The following is a 20,145-nucleotide window of genomic DNA, read 5'->3' on the forward strand; positions in this document are numbered from 1 at the left end:
CCGAACACAGAAGTTAAGCTCACCTGCGCCGACAATACTTGCCTGGAGACGGGCCGGGAAGATAGGTAACGCCAACACAAAAGACGGACTTCTTTTGAAGTCCGTCTTTTGTTATTTCCAATTTTATTTAAATAACCAAGGACTTATACAGGTTTTATATGTCAAGACAGGAGTGGATTGAAGGACAATCCACAGGTCACAGGGTACCTAGCACTTGGTCTACATACAGGGAAACGTCAAAACGATTCAGCGGGCTGTCCTTCCGCAGATACAGCGGGTGGTGGGGATGTCCCTTCTTGGAAAAGGAGCCGGCGGAGTACCAGCAGGCCCCCAATTCTTCCCCAATGCGGATCATGTCTCGAAGACAGGCAGATAGATAGGGCCGTTTTTCGATGATGGCGCCCCACGCTGCCCAGATGGCGGGCGTGCCCTCCCGGGTCTGCTCCAACGCCCAACGGAAGGCGGCCATATTTTCCTGGTGGAGACAGGCGTTACACTCCAGTTCCATATCATCCGGCCGGGTGGCTCGTTGGGCATATACATTGAACATGATGAAACTGTCATATCCATTGCCCAAGGCAATGCGTTCTACCGATTTTAAGGTATTATCCAATGCATTGGGGGCGGCGGTGGATGGATTGATGCCTACGCAGATCAAGGGACGGATACCGGTGGTTCCCAGAATGTAACGATAATCGCAGTAAAAATTGGGTACAAACAACCAGCGGGCCACATCATAATCGGGACTAGGTTGTCGGGCGGCCTCCAGTGCGCGGGCAAAGGGCAGGATGGATTGCTCGGCGGTGCCGCAGGTGGGGATATGCATGAAAAAGAGCTCCTTCCAGATGGCTTGCAGGGCAGGCCATGGGGTGATATACTTACACCATTAGCATACAGGCAGGAGCAAGGTAATGCAATATCAACATGTCCATAAAGGAATTTTTTTAGAGCGGCCCAACCGCTTTATTGCTCATGTAGTCATAGACGGCAGGACGGAGCGCGTACATGTGAAAAACACCGGTCGATGCCGGGAACTGCTGGTCCCCGGGGCTACCGTTTATCTGGAGGAGAGTGGCAATCTGGCGCGGAAGACCCGCTATGATCTGATTGCGGTGGAAAAAGGAACGAGGCTTATCAATATGGATGCACAGGCTCCCAACCAGGTCTTTGCGGAGTGGGCACAGTCGGGTAGCTTCCTTAAAGGACTTACTCTGTTGCGCCCGGAGATGACTTGGGGGAGATCCCGGTTTGATTTCTACTGGGAGTTATCCACACGACGGCGTGGTTTTGTGGAAATCAAGGGAGTCACGCTGGAAGAGAACGGCCACGCCCGTTTCCCCGACGCGCCGACCGAACGGGGCGTGAAGCATCTGGAGGAGCTGATAGCCTGTCGTGCGGAGGGATATGAGGCGGCGGTTTGCTTTGTGCTCCAGATGGATGGTATGGTAGATTTTTCACCTAATGATATTACCCATCCGGCTTTTGGCGCGACGCTGCGCCGTGCGGCGGCGGCGGGGGTGGAGATTATGGCTCGACAATGCGTGGTGACACCCGACAGTTTGTCCATTGCCGGAGAAGTACCAGTTCGGCTGTGAAAGAACCAACGAGAGAAATGAAGGAGACAGAACGATGGAACCCATCTATCAGATTTACCCCAATGAGATTGGGGCGAAAGGGAAGGCCTACCTGGCGGTACGCCGCTGTCGGGCGGATGACCTGGAGGATGTGCTGCGTCGGGGACGTGAGAAGCTGTTGAGCCTTGGAGCGGCGGAGATTTATGTGACCTGCAGTGATCCAGCGGCGCCCCTGGAAGAGGGAAAGCTGGCCGACTGTCGCCTAGTGCATGTGAGGGACATGCTATGGATGGAGCGGGAGCTGACTGCGCTTCCGCCCGGCGGGGCGGAGCTGGATTTGGTTCCGCTGGCCAGAGAACGCGGCGGCGCTTGGCTGACGCTGCACAACGAGAGCTTTTTTGACGCACCCAATTCGGCCACTTATGGGCCGCAGGACCTGGAGACTGCATTGGAAGAGGGACACCGCTGTGGGTTTGCTCAGTACAGCGGTGTGCCAGTGGGTATCTATGAGCTGAATTTGACTGGAGAACTGCCTGAAATCGAGGGGATCGCCCTACAGAAGAATTTCCGGGGGAAGGGACTGGGCCGGGCTCTGCTGGTACGGAGCATGGAGGCTCTGGCTGCGCTGGGATATGGACGCTGCCGGCTGATGGTGGCCACCGACAATGCAGCGGCCTTTGCGCTCTACCGCAGCGCCGGTTTTCGGGCCGCGGGGGTACAGAGCCGCTGGTTTCAGATGTTGGGTTCATATTAAAAAAAGAGGAGCCGAAGGGCTCCTTTTTTTGCTTGACTTATATCGAATATCGGTATAATATGGCTATGACGATATTCGATATAGAAGGAGAGGAGAGCATGGCACGCAAGAAACTGGATACCCTGACCGAGCAGATGTTCTACGTGTTGCTCTCCCTGCGGCAGGAGCGGCACGGGTATGGAGTGATGCAGACCATTACTCAGCGGACCCAGGGGCGGGTGAGTGTAGGTGCGGGGACCTTGTATGCCCTGTTGGAGCGCTTTGAAGCAGATGGGCTGATTCGGCGCACCCGGACGGAGGACAACCGGAAATACTATCAGCTAACCGGTGAGGGGGAGCGGGTCCTCCTGGCGGAATATAAGCGCATCAAGCAGCAGGCGGCGGATATGGAGGCAGTTTTACGGGAGGAGGAAGGACAATGAAACGGCGCTGGAACCTGTTTACGTATCCAACCATGGATATCAAGGCGGCGGAGGCCATGCTGAACCGGCAGGCGGAGCAGGGCTGGCGGCTGGAGAAGGTCTGGCTGGGTCTGCTGGCTTCCTTCGTTCCGGCGAAGGAGCCGGTGTGCTATTGCATTGACTGGTATGACCCCAACCGGGAGGATGGGACGGACTACCGTACGCTGCTGGCCGATGCAGGGTGGACACTGCGGCGTCAAACGGCCTATCGGAACATCTACGAGGCGCCGGCAGGTACTCAGCCCATTCAAAGTGACAGTCAGCTGGAGTACCAGCGCTTTCGTAAAAAGGTGCTGCGTCGGATGGGGATCGGCGCGGCAGTGGTGGCGATCTATCTGCTGGTAATGCTACTTTTGATCCTGGGCACAGGCGGATGGGACTGGATGGCCACAGCGTACCTGCTTGCCGATTCGGATTTGCTGTCGGTGATGCTGCCTCTGCTGCCCTTGATACTGGTGGGAGGCGGGGCCTGGCTGCTGCGCATGGTCTGGCGGTTGTGGCAGTGGAATCGGGCCATTCGGGAGGGACAGGCACTGCCCGTGCCGGGACGGCGTAGCGCGGCAGTGGCGAAGGTATGTTCCCTGGGAGGGTGGATTGTCCTGCTGATATTTTTGGTGGCTATTCTACTGGACGTGTTGGGAAAGCGCTACCCTGTCTCGACCCTGGCCGGCTTTACCGTTGGTTCGCTCATTGTGCTTTTTAAATTTCAAGGGGAGGAGTACCGGCGTAGGCGGCGGTATGGTGTGGCTATGCTGGTGGTATGTCTGACGGCGCTGGTAGCTATGCTGGTGTTGCCCGAAGGGTTGACCGATCCTATCCATGTCCAGCCTCCCGCCGTACTGCGGGAACCGTTGGAGGAGATGCAGGAGCAGGGGGATCCCGCCTGGGGAAAAGAGGAGAGCAGCCTTTTGCTATACCACAGTAGTTGGCATAGGTATGGTGCGCCGGATGAGTGGCTCCAGGTTGAGGTATGGACAGCCCGGGGAGACCGGTTGGCCGACTGGGTATGGCAACAGACGATGAGGGAGCTGAGAGAGAACGGAACGCCGGAAGCCGAGGGGACAGACGTATGGCGTGTGATGTTGGGAGAGAACGACGATCTGTGGCTGCTGCGCCGGGGGACCACGGTGCTATGGCTGGAGGGCAGCGAAGGCTTCCTGACACCGCTGCTGGCGCAGCTGCAAGAGGTGGAATTATGAAGCAGGGTGAGACGTGCCGCCGCTGGTTCCGTTATACTGCTGAGGACGCCAAAGCCGCTCAAGCGGAGTTGGATGAATGGGCAGAGCAGGGCTGGGAGCTGGCGGAGCTGGGCATTTTCACTGCGACCTTCCGCCGCTCTACCCAGCCCCGACGGTGCTGGGTGGAACCCGCCCGGTGGAAAAGCATCCGCTGCAGGGATGAGCAGGCCCGGGCGGATTACTTGGAACTGTGTTGTGAGGCGGGCTGGGACCTGATTGACGAGGCGGGTGGACTGTTTTATTTCCAGGCCCAGGCGGGAAGGCATCCCGTGCCTATCCAGACCGACGGGAGCGTTGAGTGGGAAGAGGTACTGAAAAAGAGCCTGTGGAACCAGGCTTATACGTTCTTCTATCTGGTCATCTACTGGGCGGCCTGGGCTGGCGGGCAGTTTTTCCGGGATCAGCCCCGGGTGTGGGAATTGTTTCTCTCGAACGAAGCCATGATTGCCCAACTATTTTTACTGCTCTGGATCACACTGGAACTGTTTCTAGGCCTGCGGGTGGTCCGCTACCGCAGAAGATGCCGCCGGGCGGCGGAGACGGGGGAACCGATGCCGGTGCCAAGTCGGAGGTCCGCCCGATTCCGGGGGAGTATGCCCTTGGTTTACACGGTGCTGGGATTTGTCCTGATCCTGAGCTTCGTCATAGGAGCCAATACCCAGGACCTGCACAGCAGTTATGACTTGAACGGCCGGCTGACGGTGGAAAAGTCGGTTTTTGCTCATGGAATAGAGTATCGGGAATTTTCCGACCAGGGTGATTTGTGGATGGAATCCTACGACTGCAAAACCTCCTGGCTGGCGGATATCATCTGTGGAGATCTGCGGAGGATTGAGCGCGATGAGGATCGGCTGCACCACTATTTCCACATGCACAGCGCGGTGGAGCTGAACGAAGCAGACCTGGGCTATGACCAGGCCTGGACCTATGCCTGGGGTGCGGGCAGTGGTCTCATTTTCCGACAGGAGGACCGGGTGGTCCACATCGAGGCTGAGCGGGTAGACCTTACCGACAGAAGCGCCGTAGAAGGCCTGCTGGCTTGGTTGGAACAGGCCGCTTGCACCCTGGACGAAAGTGTGGTAGCATGAGTGAGAAAATGAACGCGGGAGCGTGAGGAAATGGAACATCTGCTGTTTGTCAATGGCTGTGTGCGCGGCGAAAAGTCCCGCACACTGAAGCTGGCCCGTCGCTTTCTGGAGCGGTATCAGGCAGCTCATCCAGATACGGAGGTGACCGAGGTGGACGTGTGTGCCCAGCGGCTGTCCCCCCAGTATCCGGAAGTGCTGGCCGAGCGGGACGCGGTGTGGAACGCGGGCGGTCTGGACCAGCCTATGTTTGCCCCTGCCCGGCAGTTTGCTGCAGCGGACAAAATCGTGATTGCTGCGCCATTCTGGGACTTGTCCTTCCCGGCGGCCCTGAAGATCTATCTGGAGCGCATCTCGGTCACCGATATCACCTTCGGCTATGATGCCGACGGCAACAGTGTGGGGCTGTGCAAGGCCTCCAAGCTGCTTTATATCACTACCCGGGGCGGCTATTATGCCGGTACGCCGCTGGATATTGCCACCCAGCACATCAAGGGACTGGCGGTCATGTATGGTATCCCCTGCGTCCATTTTCTGGATGCAGAGGGACTGGACGATGTACGCAATGACAAGCAGGCGCTGCTGGAGCAGGCCATGGAGCGGGCGGATGCGCTGGCGGAGGAATTTTGAGTGAAGCGGCGGATCCTTTTGCTGACCACCGGCGGCACCATTGCATCCCTGCCAACGGCGGAGGGCCTGGCCCCCGGACTGGGGGGAGAAGCGCTGGCGGAATTTTTGCCCCGTGGTGTGAGCGACAGCTATGATATTACCATCCGGGATATCCTGCACCTGGACTCCTCCAATATCCAGCCGGAGGAGTGGCAGACCATTGCCCGGCATGTATTTGAAAACAGAGGGGAATATGACGGTATTGTGATTACACATGGTACCGATACGATGGCTTATACTTCCTCTATTCTTTCCTTTATGCTGCGGGGGATCGCCATCCCGGTGGTGCTCACCGGGGCGCAGCTGCCCATGACGCACCCCCTTAGTGATGGCATGGAGAACTTGCGTACCGCCCTGGCCATGGCGGCCTCGGGTGTACCGGGGGTGTTTCTGGCCTTTGACCGGAAGGTGATCCTGGGCTGCCGTGCGGTCAAGACCCGTACCACTGACTTTGATGCTTTTGAGAGTGTCAACTGGCCCCTGGCGGCCAGCGTGGACGGCAAGGGCCTGCAAATCCACCGGGAGGCCATCCCGCCCCGCACCGGGGAGTGTTCTCTGCGGGACCGGCTGTGCGATAAGGTGTTCCTGATTAAGCTGACTCCCGGATTGGATCCGGAGATTTTTGATATGCTGCTGCAAATGCATTACCGGGGCATTGTCATTGAAGCTTTCGGCGCAGGTGGATTGCACTTTGTCCGCCGGGATCTCATCGCCAAGCTTCAGGCCGCGGCCCAGGCGGGCATGACGGTGGTGGTGTGCAGTCAGTGCCTCTATGAGCCCAGTGATTTCTCCATCTATGAGGTGGGGCAGCGGGCGCTGGAGCAGGGGGTCATCCAGGGCCGGGACATGACTACGGAGGCGGCGGTTACCAAGCTCATGTGGGTACTGGGACAGACCAGCGATGGAGAGATCATCCGGGACTACATGGAGCGTAGTCTGGCCGGAGAGATGGCCGGATATTAACAAAGACGCCGGCACAGAGCGTATACTCTGTGCCGGCGTCTTTTTGTTTCCTTATTCCAGTACGGCGCCCCGGGCGGCAGAGGTGACCGACTTGGCATAGCGGGCCAGATAACCCGTTTTGACCCTGGGCTCGGGACAGACCCATTTGGCCTTCCGCTGAGCCAGGGTGGCCTCATCCACCTGAAGCTCGATTTTGCAGGCCGGGATATCGATGGAGATGATGTCTCCCTCTTCCACCAGGCCGATGGGGCCGCCCTGGGCGGCCTCGGGGCAGACGTGGCCAATGGAGGCGCCGCGGGTAGCGCCGGAGAAGCGCCCGTCGGTGATAAGGGCTACCGACTCGCCCAGACCCATGCCGCAGATGGCGGAGGTGGGGTTGAGCATCTCACGCATGCCGGGGCCGCCCTTGGGACCCTCGTAGCGGATGACCACCACGTCGCCGGCGACGATCTTGCCTTCGTAGATGGCGGCGATGGCATCATCCTCACAGTTGAATACCCGGGCGGGACCGGTGTGGGTCATCATCTCGGGGGCAACGGCGGAGCGTTTCACCACGCAGCCCTCGGGGGCCAGGTTGCCCTTGAGCACGGCGATGCCGCCGTCGGGGGAGTAGGGGGTCTCGATGGGACGGATGATCTCGGGGTCCCGGTTGACCACGCCCTCCAGATTTTCCTCCAGGGTCTTGCCGGTGCAGGTCAGCACGCTGGTATCCAGCAGCCCTTTCTTGGTGAGCTCTTTCATGACGGCGTACACACCGCCTGCCCCCTCCAGGTCTTCCATGTAGGTGTTGCCTGCCGGGGCCAGATGGCACAGATTGGGGGTCTTGGAGGAGATCTCGTTGGACAGATCCAGATCCAGCTCGATGCCGCACTCATGGGCGATGGCGGGCAGGTGGAGCATGGTATTGGTGGAGCAGCCCAGGGCCATATCCACCGTCTCGGCGTTGTGGAAGGCGGCGGGGGTCATAATGTCACGGGGCTTGATATCCCGCTTTACCAGCTCCATGATCTGCATGCCGGCGTGCTTGGCCAGCCGCAGCCGGGCCGACCACACGGCGGGGATGGTGCCGTTGCCCCGCAGGCCCATGCCGATTGCCTCGGTGAGGCAGTTCATGGAGTTGGCGGTATACATGCCAGAGCAGGAGCCGCAGGTGGGACAGGCGTTGTTCTCATAGTCTTCCACGCCCTCTTCGTCCAGCTTACCCGCCTTGTAGGCACCTACTGCCTCAAACATGTGGGACAGGCAGGAGCGACGGCCGTCGTTGAGCTTTCCAGCCAGCATGGGACCGCCGGAACAGAAAATGGTGGGAATGTTTACCCGGGCGGCGGCCATGAGCAGGCCGGGCACGTTCTTGTCGCAGTTGGGAATCATCACCAGTCCGTCAAACTGATGGGCCATGGCCATGGCCTCGGTGGAGTCTGCAATCAGGTCCCGGGTCACCAGAGAGTATTTCATGCCGATATGGCCCATGGCAATGCCGTCGCAAACGGCGATGGCGGGAAATTCCACCGGAGTACCGCCGGCAGCCCGGACTCCGGCTTTGACAGCCTCGGCGATCTTATCCAGATTCATATGTCCGGGCACGATCTCATTGTATGAGCATACCACGCCGATGAGGGGGCGCTCCAGCTCCTCCTTAGTGTAGCCCAGAGCGTAAAACAGAGAGCGGTTGGGGGCGCGCTCCACCCCTTTGGTCACGTTGTCGCTGCGCATGGAAAGGACCTCCTTCTGATCGTATCCAACAAGTTGTATGACTACACTTGCATTGTCTGACTATATATTATATGATAGAGGCAGAACTGTCAAGGACACAATGGAGGGAGAACAGGGCATGGAGAAAAAAAGTTTGGTCCAGCAGACCACTGAGCGCCTGTACAGCTGTATTGTGGTGGAAAAGCAGATCCCTCCGGGGGAAAAGCTGCCCAACGAGGTGGAGCTGGCCCGAAGCCTTGGGGTGAGCCGGGCCACTCTGCGGGAAGCCATCCGGGCTCTGGTGACCCAGGGGGTGCTGGAGGTCCGGCGGGGCAAGGGTACTTTTGTCTCTCCACAGGTGGAGGAGATTGAGGACTTTGGTTTTGACGGACTGCGGCGGCTGCGTGGGCAGCTGCGGGATCTGTTTGAACTGCGCAGCGTATTTGAGCCCCGGGCGGCGGCTCTGGCCTGCCGCCGGGCCACTCCGGCCGAGCGGGCGGATATCCTGGAGCTGGGAGAGCGGGTGGAGCGCTGCATCCGGGCTGGAGAGGACCGGCTGGAGGCGGACCGGAGTTTTCACGCCGCCATTGTCCGGGCCACCCACAATGAGTTTTTTACGCGCCTGCTGCCTCTTATTGATGAGGCGGTGGCCGCCGCCCTGCGGGCGGGGGAGCACCAGGAACAGCTGGCGGAGGATACCCTCCGGGACCACGCACTTCTGTTGGAGTTTTTTGCCAAAGGAGATGCGGAGGGAACGGAGCATGCCATGGCCATCCATATGCGCCGCTCCATGGATGTTATGGGGCTATTTGAAGAAAAACAACCGTGAGGCGTAAGCCTCACGGTTGTTTTTCTTCATGCGTCGGAGCGGAAATAGGCCAGCTGATCGCTCTGGGAGTCGTAAATGGCCAAAGTGCAGTTGAGGGGAAATTCCAACTGGTGTCCCTCCGGTGAGCGGTCCAGATACCAGTACCAGCCCTGGGTGGGAAGGGTGTAGGTGAACCCGTCATCCTCCAGCAGGGAGAGGGTGGAGTCCAGTACATGGGCGGACTGCTCATCCAGCGGAAGCGGATACCAATCTTCCCGCCCGGCCAGTTCCTGGGCCAGAGCCTCGCCGTTCTCCGGAGAAAAGGCAAGGATCAGACAGGAGTTCCCATCTCCATGGAATCCACCATGCGTGTCAATATCGGTGAGCACATCCCCTTCCGGAAGCGTCAGGTCCAGCTCCTGGGCCGGTTCTTGCGCCGGGGAGGCGGTACAGCCCGCTACTAAAACCAGTGGAAGGATGAGCAGCAGTTGTCGCAGCATGGGTAAAACCCCCTTTCTGGGAAACAGAATACCATATGTCATATCAAAAATCAATTAAAATTTATTGAAAAACAATACAAATGAATGGAGCACTTTTTCAAAGTGCTCCATCGTGGGGAGAATCCGGGCCTCATCAGTCCATACCACTGCATACTCCTGGGGAGCCGCCAGACCGGGTACAGGTTAGGGTAAGGCCGGTGGGAGTTATGTCTCCTTTGGAAGGAGATTCTATTATAGAAAAAGCGCCTGTCCAATTGCGGACAGGCGCTTTTTGTCAGATATGTTTAGTTGGAGGCGGTATCCAGGTCCTTGTCGCCACCCCAGATCATGTTCTTGCGCAGCTCTTCGCCCACGATCTCCATCTGGTGCTTCTTGAGCTGGGCACGCTTGGAGTTGAAGAAGGTGCGGCCGTTCTTGTTCTCGGCGATCCACTTGCCGGCGAAAGTGCCGTCCTGGATGTCAGAGAGCACAGCCTTCATGTTCTTCTTGGTCTCCTCGTAGGGGAGGACACGGGGACCGGAGACATACTCGCCGTACTCCGCGGTGTCGGAGATGGAGTAGTTCATGGCAGCCACGCCGCCCTTGTTGATCAGGTCGATGATGAGCTTCATCTCGTGGATACACTCAAAGTAAGCGTTTTCAGGCTCATAGCCAGCCTCCACCAGGGTCTCAAAGCCGCAGCGCATCAGATCCACCACGCCGCCGCACAGCACGCACTGCTCGCCGAACAGATCAGTCTCGGTCTCATCGTGGAAGGTGGTCTCCATCACACCGGCCCGGGCGCCGCCAATGCCGGCAATGTAGGCCAGAGCGATCTTGTAGGCGTTGCCGGTGGCGTTCTGCTCCACGGCAACCAGGCAGGGCACACCCTTGCCGTTGACATAGGTGGAGCGGACGGTGTGGCCGGGGCCCTTGGGGGCTGCCATAAAGACGTCCACGCCGGCGGGAGGAACGATCTGCTGGTAGCGGATGTTAAAGCCGTGGGCGAAGGCCAGAGCCTTACCCTCAGTCATGTAGGGAGCGATATCCTTCTTATAGACATCGGCCTGGACCTCATCGTTGATGAGCATCATCACGATGTCGCCCCACTGGGCGGCCTCGGGGATGGTCATCACCTGCAGGCCGGCCTTTTCTGCCTGAGCCCAGTTCTTGGAGCCCTGACGCAGGCCGACACAGACCTCGCAGCCGGAATCCTTCAGGTTGAGGGCGTGGGCGTGGCCCTGAGAGCCGTAGCCGATAATCGCGATCTTCTTACCGTTCAGGTAGGACAGGTCACAGTCCTTCTCGTAGTACATCTTAGCCATGGTGATACACTCCTTTTTCTTCTTGCTGGTATGTGGGGATTTTGGATTTATAATAGCATAGTTTTCAGGAAAAGAATGATAACTGTGATACAATCCGCTGCGGACGCGGCATGAGAAGCAAATCAATCAAGCACTCGTTCCAGTTCGATCTCATCTTCGTCCGCCCGGCCAGTGGCAGAGAAGCGCAATGTCTGGTACAAATGGCAGGCAGCGGAGTTTTCCGGACTGACGGTCAGCCGGACAATGCTGGAATCTCCAAAGGGCTTGGAACGGATATAGGTAAGCGCTGCCTCCATGGCTGCCCTCCCATAGCCCCTGCACTGGTGCTGAACATCGATCATCAAATGCCAGATGAAATAAGCTTCTTCGTCATAGTCATAGATGACCATAAGATATCCGATTACCTGACCGGCGCAGTAGATCGCAAAAGGCGTACACTGCTTGTAATATACATACGCCTGGGCCAGACTTCGAATGGGGTGGGATACGAATCGCTCCTGTTTGGCATCTAACTTCAGGGAAAAGCAATCAAGAAAATTGGATTCATCAACTTTTTGTAAGGTAATACGATCCATACTTCCTCCTTCATATTCGGAGGGTTAACGGATGAAAACCCTCCTTTTGGTTGACAGGAACACGTTTTGATACAGATTCATACATGCTCTCCCCCTTTCTTTGAAGAAACAAATGCTGATATTATATATAAACACAGAGGCCTCTGTGGAATTGGCCAAGGCCATATTCTGTGTGCCGGGAATCAGGGTTTTTACAGGAAGTTCTTGCCCAGATTGAACTCGGTCTGCTCCTTGGTTTCATCCCCGATGGTGTAGGCGCCCCGCTCCAGAGCCACCATGCCAGTGCGTACCAGCTCCAGAATACCGAAGGCCTCCAGCAGTTTCTGCATGGCCTCGGCCTTGGTCTCATCTCCGATCAGAGCCAGGGTAAGGGATTTAAGCGATACGTCGATAATGGAGGCGCGGAAAATGTTGGCAATCTGGATGACCTCGTTACGGATATCATGGGTCTCCGCTTTGACCTTGAACATAACCAGCTCACGGCGGATGGAACGTTCCGGTTTCAGTTCCTGCACGGAGTAGACGGGAAACTGCTTGCGCAGCTGATTCATGATCTGTTCAATCATGGGTGCGTCGGCCATAACCTCAATGGTGATACGGGACACGGCAGGGTCATCGGTAGTACCCACAGCCAGGGATTCGATGTTGTATCCTTTCCGGGAAAACAACCGGGAGACCTGGGAGAGCACACCGGCGGAGTTTTCCACCAGTACCGAGAGGGTGCGGCGGGTGACATTGGCATCATTCATATTCCATGCCCTCCTTTAATCCAAAATAAAATCGGTGACCGGAGTGCCGGCAGAGACCATGGGATGGACCATGGCATCTTTGTCAATAGCACACTCAATGAGGTAAGGCCGCCCGGCGGCCACCGCCCGGCGGAAAGCCGTTTCAAATTCGCTCTGGGTGGCAGCACGTTCACCCTGAATACCGTAGGCCTCGGCCAGCCGGACAAAGTCGGGGCCACGGTCCAAATCGGTTTGGGAGAAGCGCTTTTGATAAATTAGGTTCTGCCACTGGCGAACCATGCCGAGGGTACGGTTGTTGAAGATCACGGTGATGACGGGAATGTTGTAGTGCTCGGCTGTACACAGCTCGTGGCAGTTCATGCGGAAACAGCCGTCGCCGGTACACTGTACCACCACTTTGCCCGGGTTGCCAACGGCGGCGCCCATGGCGGCACCCAGGCCAAAGCCCATGGTACCAAAGCCGCCGGAAGTAATAAACTGACCGGGACGAGAGAAATGGTAATACTGGGCACACCACATCTGGTGCTGCCCAACGTCGGTGACGATAATGGCATCTCCATCGGTGACATCCTGAATGGTCTCCAGGATCTCATGGGGGTGGAGGATCTCATCCTTCTTCAGGGGAACTTCCTTATGGGAGAACACCCACTGCTTCCACTCAGGATAGTCATGGGGAGGAAGCTTGGCGTTGAGCAGTTCCAGCACCCGCCGGGCATCTCCGATGATATGATGGTCGGTCTTGACGTTTTTGTCGATTTCCGCACGGTCGATGTCGATATGGACGATTTTGGCGTTGGGGGCAAAGGTAGCCGGATTGGTGGCCACCCGGTCGGAGAACCGGCAGCCGATGGCGATGAGCAGATCGCACTGATCACTGGCGTGGTTGGAGGCATGGGAGCCATGCATACCGATCATACCGGTAAAAAGAGGATGGTTGCCCGGACAGGCTCCGCCGCCCATAATGGTGGAGGCCACGGGAGCGTTCAGCGTCTCTATGAACGTACGGAACTCGGGTACTGCGCCACGGGAGCGGATCACGCCGCCGCCCACCAGGACCAGAGGCTTTTTGGCATGCTCGATCATGTCAAGCAGAGTCTGAATGTCACCGGCGTCGGGCTCGGGGGTTTTCAAATCATGGCTGGCCCGGCGGAGCATAGCGCCCAGCCGGCCATGGTTGGGGTGCTCAGCCAGAGGGAGCGGCTCATACTCCGCTTCCGCCGCGGTGACGTTCTTGGCAATATCCACCAGCACTGGTCCCGGCCGGCCCGAGCGGGCGATGGCAAATGCCTCACGCAGTACATCGGCCAGCTGATCCGGATCCTTCACCAGATAGTTGCACTTGGTAATGGGCATGGAGATACCGGTGATGTCTACCTCCTGGAAAGAGTCCTTGCCGATCAGATTTTCACTGACGTTGCAGGTAATGAACACCACGGGGGAGGAGTCATAGTAGGCAGTGGCAATACCGGTAGTCAGATTGGTGGCGCCGGGACCGCTGGTAGCAAAACATACCCCAACCTTCCCGGTGGCCCGGGCATATCCATCGGCGGCATGAGATGCACCCTGCTCATGAGCGGTAAGAATATGGCGGATCTTATTTTTGTAACCATGCAGCTCAAATTCGTCATATACGTTCAGGATCGTACCACCGGGATAGCCGAATACCGTGTCTACCCCCTGTTCCAACAGGCACTCCATTAAGATTTGAGCGGTTTTCATTCGCATGGGGATGGCCTCCTTTGGTCCAGATTTGGAAAAAAACATGGCGGCTTCGTCCCATAGGACGAAGCCGCCATGACGCTCCGTGGTACCACCTAATTTCGCGGGGAAAGGGCCCGCGCACTCATTGCCCTGTTAACGGAGGGAAACCGTGCCCGCCTACCTGAACTCGGGGGGCCCGCTCACGGGTGACCTTCCGCAACGGCCGCGGAGGAGCTTGCACCAGCCGCTCCCTCTCTGTGCCTGCGCACCGTCCGTACTGTCCCGGTCATTGCTTTTTTCTGCGGCCGGAAAATACCGGCACGATGAATTATTTGTTATCATACCGTGTCCGTTCGGGTTTGTCAAATGAATTTAAAAACTTCTACTTTTTAAACAATTAAAGCGGGAAAGTACAGAGGCGAAATGGTCAGTGATGACAAAAAGTAAACTGTACAGTTTGGCGAAAGGGAAGAAAAGGACCTTAAAACAAGAACCTTAACCGACAAAACTATACAGTTTAATGGAAAATGAAAGAAATTTGAACATTTTAACTGGACAAAAACAGTGGTTTGCGATATGATAACTCTGTTTGAGATACCGGTCAAACGACTCAGAAAAATGACCCGTGTGTGGGTCAGGTTTGCGAGGTGGACCTATGAAGCAAAGCTTTTACGGCGGCGTGCATCCCAATGACCGGAAAGAGTTGGCACGCCACAAGGAGATTGCGCCACTGAGCGCTGCTCCCAAGCAGGTGGTCATCGCCATGTCGATGCATATCGGCGCCCCCTGCAAGCCCATCGTTGCGGTGGGCGACCATGTTAAGGTGGGTCAGAAGATCGGCGAGATCGCCGGTCTGGGCGCACCCATCCATGCCTCTGTCTCTGGTGAGGTCAAGGCAGTGGAGCCCCGTCCTTATGTGGGCGGCGGCAAGATGATGTCCGTGGTCATTGAAAACGACTTCCAGGACACCTGGGGGAGCGAGCTTACTCCCCACTCCGATTACACCAAGCTGAGCGCCGACGAGATTGTGAACATTGTCAAGGAAGCTGGCATCACCGGTATGGGCGGCGCCGGGTTCCCCACCCATGTGAAGATCAGCTCGGGCATCGGCAAGGTGGACACCGTGATCCTCAACGGCGCTGAGTGTGAGCCCTACATCACCGCTGACCACCGCCTGATGCTGGAGCAGGGCGAGAAGGTCATCGGCGGCCTGCGGATCCTGATGCAGGCCTTTGGGCTGAAGAGCGGCGTCATCGGCGTGGAGGCCAACAAGGAGGATGCCATTGAGCACCTGCGCGCACTGGTGGGCGGCAAGGGCGACATCCAGGTGGAGTCCCTGCGTACCCGTTACCCCCAGGGCGCTGAGAAGCAGCTCATTCAGCGCATCACCGGCCGTGAGGTGCCTCCCGGAGGCCTGCCCGCCCATGTGGGCTGTGCTGTGTTTAACGTGGGTACTGCCGCTGCGGTGTATGACGCGGTTGTGGAGGGCAAGCCCGTAACCCACCGTGTGCTCACGGTTACCGGCGATGCCATCCAGGAGCCCAAGAACCTGCTGGTGCCTCTGGGCGTGTCCTTCCAGTACCTGATCGACGAGGCCAAGGGCTTCAAGGAGACCCCCGACCGGGTGCTCACCGGCGGCCCCATGATGGGTATTGCCCAGTACAACCTGGACGTGACTGCCATCAAGGGTACCAACGCAGTACTCTGCCTGACCAAGAAGGAAGTTGCGCCGGTGGTGGAGGAAGAGGTCTGCCTGCGGTGTGGCCGCTGCGTCAACGTCTGCCCCATGCACCTGACCCCTGTGTACATCCATCTCTATGCCGAAAAGGGTATGTGGAAAGAGGCAGAAGGCCTCAACGTAATGGACTGCATCGAGTGCGGTTCCTGCAACTACATCTGCCCCGCCCGTATCCACCTGGTGCAGTCCTTCCGGATGACCAAGGGTGAACTGCGGAACCTGGCGGCCAAGGAAAAAGCGGCGAAGGAGGCAGCCAAAGCATGAACGAGGAAAAGAACCTGAGACTGACGGTGGCTTCGTCCCCCCATGTAGCCACCCCGATTGATACCCAGAACCTGATGCGGGATGTACTGATTGCCCTGGTGCCTGCCATGGTCATGGGCGTGGTCTTCTTTGGCCCCCGCGCTCTGATTGCTACCATCATCTCCGTGCTGGCCTGTGAGTTCTTTGAGTGGGGCTACCGCAAGCTGATGCACAAGTCCTGCGCCAACAAAGACCTGTCCGCTGCCGTCACCGGCGTGCTGCTGGCCTTTGTGTGCGCTCCCACGCTGCCTTACTGGATGCTTATCATCGGTGACTTCTTCGCCATCGTGGTGGTTAAGCAGCTCTTCGGCGGCCTGGGCAAGAACTTCATGAACCCCGCCCTGGGCGGCCGTGCCTTCCTGATGCTGTGCTACCCCGTGGCTATGACCACCTGGGTGGTGCCCGGCATCGGCGCTGACAAGTGGGCTGGCCTGTTCTCTGGCAGCGTCACCATGACCGGTGCCGACGTGGTTACCGGTGCGACTCCTCTGGGTGCCGACTTTATGCATGGCGGCCTGCTGCCCGATGCTTCTATCCTGGATGCCTTTGTAGGTAACGTGGGCGGCTGCATCGGCGAGGTCTCTGCGCTGATGCTGCTCATCGGCGGTCTGTACCTCATCTGGCGCGGCGTTATCCGTGCTCGTATCCCCGTGGCCTATATCGCCACCGTGGCGGTGCTCACCTTCCTGTTCCCCATGGGCGGCAATGACCGTCTGACCTGGATGGCCTATCAGCTGTTCAGCGGCGGCCTGTTCCTGGGTGCTTTCTTCATGGCTACCGACTATGTTACCAGCCCTGTCACCAAGAAGGGCGAGGTCATCTTCGGCATCGGCTGCGGCCTGCTGACTGTGTTCATCCGCTACTTCGGCGGTTATCCCGAGGGTGTGTCCTACTCCATCCTGATCATGAACTGCTGCGTGTGGCTCATTGATAAGGTGGGTAAGCCCAACCGCTACGGCGTGACCAAGGAAATGAAGGCTGCCGCCAAGGCTGCCAAGAAAGCCGGAAAGGAGGGCTAAACCATGAGTGAGACTACGACCAAGAAAAAAGAGCCTGGTATGGCGACTCTGGTCATCGTGCTCTTTGCTATCTGTGCGGTGACGGCCCTGCTGCTGGGCCTGACCAACATGGTGACCAAGCCCTACATCGACAAGAATGCTCAGCTCAAGCAGGAGCAGGCCATGGCGGCCGTGCTGCCTGCGGACAGCTACACTGAGGTAACCGATCAGTACACCGGCGGCGACGCTACTGTGCTTAATATCTACGATGCCGGCGAGGCTGGTCATGTGGTGCAGGTGAAGCCTGCCACCTCCTTCAGCGGCAACCTGACCATTATGGTAGGCGTGGATGGCACCGGTGCCTGCACCGGTATCTCCGTTGTCAGCACCGGTGAGACGTCCGGCCTGGGCTCTAACGCCAGCAAGCCGGAGTTTGCCGACCAGTTCATCGGCAAGACCGGTGAGGTCAAGGTGAGCAAGGACGGCGGCGACATTGATGCGCTGACCGGCGCTACCATCACCTCCCGCGGCGTGTGCGAGGCTGTTACCAGTGCCATCGCCGCCGTCGCGAGCATGGGCTAAGGAGGGTACTGAAGCATGAATGTGAAAAATCAACTGCGGGACGGCCTGTTCTTCCAGAACCCTGTTACCGTACAGCTGCTGGGTATGTGTTCGGTTCTGGCCATTACCACCACCCTGTTCAACGGACTGGGCATGGGCGTGTCGGTGCTGGTTATCCTGACCCTGGCCAACATCATCATCTCCCTGCTGCGTAAGATCATCCCCAACAACATCCGTATTGCTTGCTTTATCGTGGTCATCGCTGGCTTCGTGACCATCGTGGACCTGTGCCTGCAGGCGTTCCTGCCGTCTCTGTCTGCCAGCCTGGGCCTGTTCATCCCCCTCATCGTGGTGAACTGTATCATTCTGGGCCGTGCTGAGTCCTTCGCCTACAAGAACGGCCCCGTGGCCTCCGCGCTGGACGGCGTTTTCCAGGGCCTGGGCTACACCATGGTGCTGGTTATCATGTGTGTGGTGCGTGAGTTCCTGGGCAACGGTACCTTCGGCGGCGGCATCCTCAACGGCGGCAACGGCATCCGCATTCTGCCCGAGGGCATTCCTGCTCTGGGTATGATTCTCCCCGTGGGCGGATTCTTGACCCTGGCCTGTGTGATTGCCGCTATGCAGTACATCCTGAATAAGCCCAAGAAGGGCGAGAATAAGACTGAGGAGGTGGCCAAGTAATGGAGTGGACTTCCCTGTTTACCATCGCCCTGGGCGCCATCCTGGTCAATAACTTCATTGTGGCCCAGTTCCTGGGCATCTGCCCCTTCATGGGCGTTTCCAAGAAGGTTGAGACGGCTTCCGGCATGGGCATGGCCGTTATCTTCGTCATGGGTCTGGCGTCTGCTATCTGCTGGCCCATCAACCAGTTCATTCTGGTACCCATGGGTCTGACTTTTATGCAGACCGTGACCTACATTCTGGTTATCGCTTCTCTGGTGCAGTTTATTGAGATGTTCCTAAAGAAGGCCATGCCCGCCCTCTATGAGGCCCTGGGCGTGTACCTGCCTCTGATCACCACCAACTGCGCCGTGCTGGGCGTGGTGCTCCAGAACACCCAGAACAGCTATAACTTCATCGAGAGCGTCGTGTACGGCATCACTGGCGGCGTAGGCTTCCTGCTGGTCATCGTGATCTTTGCCAGCATCCGGGAGCGTATGGAGTTCTCCGAGTGGCCCAAGGCCTTCGACGGATTCCCCATCGCCCTGGTGGCCGCCGGCCTGATCGCTCTGGCCTTCCTGGGCTTCTCCGGCCTGAAGGTCTTCGGTTAAGGGAGGCGGAAGAATATGAATACTGTTATCATTGCCGTGGTGGTCCTGGCGGTCCTGGGCGCCATCTTCGGCCTGGTCCTGGCGATTGCCTCCAAGGTGTTCGCCGTTGAGGTGGACCCCCGCGAGGAGGCCATCCTCGGTTGCCTGCCCGGCGCCAACTGCGGTGGCTGTGGTTATCCCGGCTGCTCCGGCTATGCTTCTGCCGTGGTGAAGGGTGTGGCTCCTGTCAATGCCTGCGCCGCTGGCGGTGAGGCTGTGGCTGCCCAGATCGGTGAGATCATGGGTGTGTCTGCCGGCGCTGCGGTGAAGCAGATTGCCCAGGTGCACTGCACCGGCTGTGGCCAGAACTACAAGCAGTACGAGTACGTGGGTATCCACGACTGTGTGGCTGCCTCTAAGCTGCCCGGCGGCGGCGATCTGGCTTGTTCCTTCGGCTGCCTGGGCCTGGGCTCCTGTGAGAAGGTTTGTCCCTTTGACGCCATCCACGTGGTGGACGGCGTGGCCAAGGTGGATGAGGACAAGTGTAAGGCATGCAACAAGTGCGTGGATGTCTGCCCCCGGCACATCATCGCTCTGGAGCCTTACAAGACCAAGCGTCATGTCAGCATTCCCTGCTCTTCTCATGACAAGGGTGTGGATGCCCGCAAGGTGTGCGATAACGGCTGCATTGGCTGCTCCCTGTGTGCCAAGAACTGTCCCAAGGAAGCCATTACTATGGTTAACAACCTGGCGGTCATCGACTACGAGAAGTGCATCGGCTGCGGCATTTGTGCGCAGAAGTGCCCCCGCAAGCTGATCACCGTGGACGGCAAGGTGCCCGTGGTCAAGCCTGCGGCCCCCAAGGCTGCTCCGGCTGCCGCTCCCAAGGCGGAGGCCCCCGCGGCTGCTGCAGAGCCCAAGGAGTAAGTACTCCGGATAAAGATTAAAAATCGCGCGTCCCCAATACGGGGACGCGCGATTTTTGCTTAATGCCCGAACTTAGTGCTTGCAGCCGCCAGGACCGCCCAGCTGGAAGGATGCACACTCAGTAGAAGCGCAGTTGGTCACATTGGCGTCGCAGCAACCCACCTTGATTTCATTCAGGGTACAGTAGTTCTGCTCGCCGCAGTGGTAAGCACAATTGTTGACGGAGCATTTGATGCTGCTGTTCGGGGTCTTGTTCATATCGCATTTCCTCCTTATTTCCGTGGTACGCTCT

At 58.1% G+C, this 20,145-nt stretch carries 23 protein-coding genes and 1 other annotated feature; of the genes, 15 read left to right on the plus strand and 8 right to left on the minus strand.

The features are described 5' to 3' along the window. On the plus strand, positions 1–181 hold a 181-nt coding region (locus tag WMO45_RS05970), incomplete at its 5' end, for a hypothetical protein (protein ID WP_349139643.1). Between the two features lie 15 nt (positions 182–196). On the opposite strand, the gene WMO45_RS05975 is transcribed toward WMO45_RS05970, so the two are convergent. Beyond that, a complete protein-coding gene (locus WMO45_RS05975; protein ID WP_349139644.1) occupies positions 197–826 on the minus strand; it encodes a DUF1643 domain-containing protein in 630 nt (209 codons plus the stop codon). Positions 827–911: 85 nt separating this feature from the next. On the opposite strand from WMO45_RS05975, the gene sfsA reads away from it, so the two are divergent. From sfsA to WMO45_RS06010, 7 genes are all read left to right on the plus strand, one after another. Continuing rightward, on the plus strand, positions 912–1,595 hold the full coding sequence (gene sfsA, locus WMO45_RS05980) for a DNA/RNA nuclease SfsA (protein ID WP_349139645.1): 684 nt from the start codon (positions 912–914) through the stop codon (positions 1,593–1,595). A 34-nt stretch (positions 1,596–1,629) separates the two neighbouring features. Beyond that, entirely contained in the window at positions 1,630–2,328 is a 699-nt protein-coding gene (locus WMO45_RS05985; RefSeq protein ID WP_349139646.1) for a GNAT family N-acetyltransferase, read from the plus strand. Between the two features lie 98 nt (positions 2,329–2,426). Further along, positions 2,427–2,750 (plus strand): PadR family transcriptional regulator, encoded by a 324-nt coding sequence (locus WMO45_RS05990; RefSeq protein ID WP_349139647.1) that lies wholly within the window; start codon positions 2,427–2,429, stop codon positions 2,748–2,750. Then, the gene (locus WMO45_RS05995; RefSeq protein ID WP_349139648.1) at positions 2,747–3,988 is read left to right on the plus strand and encodes a DUF2812 domain-containing protein; all 1,242 of its coding nucleotides are present in this window, start codon (positions 2,747–2,749) and stop codon (positions 3,986–3,988) included. The genes WMO45_RS05990 and WMO45_RS05995 overlap by 4 nt, the downstream gene beginning before the upstream one ends. Then, the gene (locus WMO45_RS06000) at positions 3,985–5,115 is read left to right on the plus strand and encodes a DUF2812 domain-containing protein (protein ID WP_349139649.1); all 1,131 of its coding nucleotides are present in this window, start codon (positions 3,985–3,987) and stop codon (positions 5,113–5,115) included. The genes WMO45_RS05995 and WMO45_RS06000 overlap by 4 nt, the downstream gene beginning before the upstream one ends. Before the next feature lie 30 nt (positions 5,116–5,145). Beyond that, positions 5,146–5,742 carry an FMN-dependent NADH-azoreductase gene (locus tag WMO45_RS06005; RefSeq protein WP_349139650.1) on the plus strand — a complete coding sequence of 199 codons (597 nt, stop codon included), beginning with the start codon at positions 5,146–5,148 and terminating at the stop codon, positions 5,740–5,742. Then, entirely contained in the window at positions 5,743–6,744 is a 1,002-nt protein-coding gene (locus tag WMO45_RS06010; protein WP_349139651.1) for an asparaginase, read from the plus strand. It begins immediately after the preceding gene. A 51-nt stretch (positions 6,745–6,795) separates the two neighbouring features. On the opposite strand, the gene ilvD is transcribed toward WMO45_RS06010, so the two are convergent. Then, positions 6,796–8,457: a dihydroxy-acid dehydratase gene (gene ilvD / locus WMO45_RS06015; RefSeq protein WP_349139652.1), complete on the minus strand. Its 1,662-nt coding sequence runs from the start codon at positions 8,455–8,457 to the stop codon at positions 6,796–6,798. A gap of 118 nt (positions 8,458–8,575) precedes the next feature. On the opposite strand from ilvD, the gene WMO45_RS06020 reads away from it, so the two are divergent. Next, positions 8,576–9,265, plus strand: a complete 690-nt coding sequence (locus WMO45_RS06020; RefSeq protein WP_349139653.1) for a FadR/GntR family transcriptional regulator — start codon at positions 8,576–8,578, stop codon at positions 9,263–9,265. 26 nt (positions 9,266–9,291) lie between these two features. On the opposite strand, the gene WMO45_RS06025 is transcribed toward WMO45_RS06020, so the two are convergent. The 5 genes from WMO45_RS06025 to ilvB form a co-directional block, all read right to left on the minus strand. After that, positions 9,292–9,744 carry a hypothetical protein gene (locus WMO45_RS06025; RefSeq protein ID WP_349139654.1) on the minus strand — a complete coding sequence of 151 codons (453 nt, stop codon included), beginning with the start codon at positions 9,742–9,744 and terminating at the stop codon, positions 9,292–9,294. A gap of 284 nt (positions 9,745–10,028) precedes the next feature. Next, entirely contained in the window at positions 10,029–11,048 is a 1,020-nt protein-coding gene (gene ilvC, locus WMO45_RS06030) for a ketol-acid reductoisomerase (RefSeq protein ID WP_349139655.1), read from the minus strand. Positions 11,049–11,170: 122 nt separating this feature from the next. Beyond that, on the minus strand, positions 11,171–11,623 hold the full coding sequence (locus WMO45_RS06035) for a GNAT family N-acetyltransferase (protein WP_349139656.1): 453 nt from the start codon (positions 11,621–11,623) through the stop codon (positions 11,171–11,173). Positions 11,624–11,814: 191 nt separating this feature from the next. Beyond that, complete coding sequence (gene ilvN, locus WMO45_RS06040) at positions 11,815–12,372, minus strand: acetolactate synthase small subunit (protein WP_349139657.1); 558 nt, start codon at positions 12,370–12,372, stop codon at positions 11,815–11,817. A 15-nt stretch (positions 12,373–12,387) separates the two neighbouring features. Continuing rightward, positions 12,388–14,097: a biosynthetic-type acetolactate synthase large subunit gene (ilvB, locus tag WMO45_RS06045; RefSeq protein WP_349139658.1), complete on the minus strand. Its 1,710-nt coding sequence runs from the start codon at positions 14,095–14,097 to the stop codon at positions 12,388–12,390. A gap of 51 nt (positions 14,098–14,148) precedes the next feature. Next, positions 14,149–14,372 (minus strand) — a binding site (T-box leader). Between the two features lie 356 nt (positions 14,373–14,728). Between ilvB and rsxC the strand changes: the two genes are divergently transcribed. Genes rsxC through rnfB form a run of 6 tightly spaced genes read left to right on the plus strand, consistent with a single transcriptional unit; the run spans position 14,729 to position 19,853 of the window. Then, positions 14,729–16,075: an electron transport complex subunit RsxC gene (gene rsxC, locus WMO45_RS06050; RefSeq protein WP_349139659.1), complete on the plus strand. Its 1,347-nt coding sequence runs from the start codon at positions 14,729–14,731 to the stop codon at positions 16,073–16,075. Next, positions 16,072–17,133, plus strand: coding sequence for an RnfABCDGE type electron transport complex subunit D (locus WMO45_RS06055; RefSeq protein ID WP_349139660.1), 1,062 nt, complete (start codon positions 16,072–16,074; stop codon positions 17,131–17,133). The genes rsxC and WMO45_RS06055 overlap by 4 nt, the downstream gene beginning before the upstream one ends. A 3-nt stretch (positions 17,134–17,136) precedes the next feature. After that, complete coding sequence (locus WMO45_RS06060; RefSeq protein WP_349139661.1) at positions 17,137–17,694, plus strand: RnfABCDGE type electron transport complex subunit G; 558 nt, start codon at positions 17,137–17,139, stop codon at positions 17,692–17,694. A gap of 15 nt (positions 17,695–17,709) precedes the next feature. Further along, positions 17,710–18,357: an electron transport complex subunit RsxE gene (gene rsxE / locus WMO45_RS06065; protein ID WP_349139662.1), complete on the plus strand. Its 648-nt coding sequence runs from the start codon at positions 17,710–17,712 to the stop codon at positions 18,355–18,357. Then, on the plus strand, positions 18,357–18,947 hold the full coding sequence (gene rsxA, locus WMO45_RS06070) for an electron transport complex subunit RsxA (protein ID WP_349139663.1): 591 nt from the start codon (positions 18,357–18,359) through the stop codon (positions 18,945–18,947). The genes rsxE and rsxA overlap by 1 nt, the downstream gene beginning before the upstream one ends. A gap of 15 nt (positions 18,948–18,962) precedes the next feature. Then, positions 18,963–19,853: an RnfABCDGE type electron transport complex subunit B gene (rnfB, locus tag WMO45_RS06075; RefSeq protein WP_349139664.1), complete on the plus strand. Its 891-nt coding sequence runs from the start codon at positions 18,963–18,965 to the stop codon at positions 19,851–19,853. A 72-nt stretch (positions 19,854–19,925) separates the two neighbouring features. On the opposite strand, the gene WMO45_RS06080 is transcribed toward rnfB, so the two are convergent. Further along, the gene (locus WMO45_RS06080) at positions 19,926–20,111 is read right to left on the minus strand and encodes a DUF1540 domain-containing protein (protein WP_349139665.1); all 186 of its coding nucleotides are present in this window, start codon (positions 20,109–20,111) and stop codon (positions 19,926–19,928) included. Between the last annotated feature and the right edge of the window lie 34 nt (positions 20,112–20,145).

This window comes from Flavonifractor hominis, from assembly GCF_040095835.1.
Taxonomy (GTDB): domain Bacteria; phylum Bacillota; class Clostridia; order Oscillospirales; family Oscillospiraceae; genus Flavonifractor; species Flavonifractor hominis.

Coding starts and splice junctions, on each gene's coding strand:
- ilvB (WP_349139658.1), bottom strand. CDS start 14,097: ATGCGAATGAAAACCGCTCAAATCTTAATGGAGTGCCTGTTGGAACAG.
- WMO45_RS06060 (WP_349139661.1), top strand. CDS start 17,137: ATGAGTGAGACTACGACCAAGAAAAAAGAGCCTGGTATGGCGACTCTG.
- ilvD (WP_349139652.1), bottom strand. CDS start 8,457: ATGCGCAGCGACAACGTGACCAAAGGGGTGGAGCGCGCCCCCAACCGC.
- rsxC (WP_349139659.1), top strand. CDS start 14,729: ATGAAGCAAAGCTTTTACGGCGGCGTGCATCCCAATGACCGGAAAGAG.
- WMO45_RS05985 (WP_349139646.1), top strand. CDS start 1,630: ATGGAACCCATCTATCAGATTTACCCCAATGAGATTGGGGCGAAAGGG.
- WMO45_RS05990 (WP_349139647.1), top strand. CDS start 2,427: ATGGCACGCAAGAAACTGGATACCCTGACCGAGCAGATGTTCTACGTG.
- rsxA (WP_349139663.1), top strand. CDS start 18,357: ATGGAGTGGACTTCCCTGTTTACCATCGCCCTGGGCGCCATCCTGGTC.
- rnfB (WP_349139664.1), top strand. CDS start 18,963: ATGAATACTGTTATCATTGCCGTGGTGGTCCTGGCGGTCCTGGGCGCC.
- ilvC (WP_349139655.1), bottom strand. CDS start 11,048: ATGGCTAAGATGTACTACGAGAAGGACTGTGACCTGTCCTACCTGAAC.
- WMO45_RS06000 (WP_349139649.1), top strand. CDS start 3,985: ATGAAGCAGGGTGAGACGTGCCGCCGCTGGTTCCGTTATACTGCTGAG.
- WMO45_RS05995 (WP_349139648.1), top strand. CDS start 2,747: ATGAAACGGCGCTGGAACCTGTTTACGTATCCAACCATGGATATCAAG.
- WMO45_RS06020 (WP_349139653.1), top strand. CDS start 8,576: ATGGAGAAAAAAAGTTTGGTCCAGCAGACCACTGAGCGCCTGTACAGC.
- sfsA (WP_349139645.1), top strand. CDS start 912: ATGCAATATCAACATGTCCATAAAGGAATTTTTTTAGAGCGGCCCAAC.
- WMO45_RS06005 (WP_349139650.1), top strand. CDS start 5,146: ATGGAACATCTGCTGTTTGTCAATGGCTGTGTGCGCGGCGAAAAGTCC.
- rsxE (WP_349139662.1), top strand. CDS start 17,710: ATGAATGTGAAAAATCAACTGCGGGACGGCCTGTTCTTCCAGAACCCT.
- WMO45_RS06055 (WP_349139660.1), top strand. CDS start 16,072: ATGAACGAGGAAAAGAACCTGAGACTGACGGTGGCTTCGTCCCCCCAT.
- WMO45_RS06025 (WP_349139654.1), bottom strand. CDS start 9,744: ATGCTGCGACAACTGCTGCTCATCCTTCCACTGGTTTTAGTAGCGGGC.
- WMO45_RS06035 (WP_349139656.1), bottom strand. CDS start 11,623: ATGGATCGTATTACCTTACAAAAAGTTGATGAATCCAATTTTCTTGAT.
- WMO45_RS06080 (WP_349139665.1), bottom strand. CDS start 20,111: ATGAACAAGACCCCGAACAGCAGCATCAAATGCTCCGTCAACAATTGT.
- WMO45_RS05975 (WP_349139644.1), bottom strand. CDS start 826: ATGCATATCCCCACCTGCGGCACCGCCGAGCAATCCATCCTGCCCTTT.
- ilvN (WP_349139657.1), bottom strand. CDS start 12,372: ATGAATGATGCCAATGTCACCCGCCGCACCCTCTCGGTACTGGTGGAA.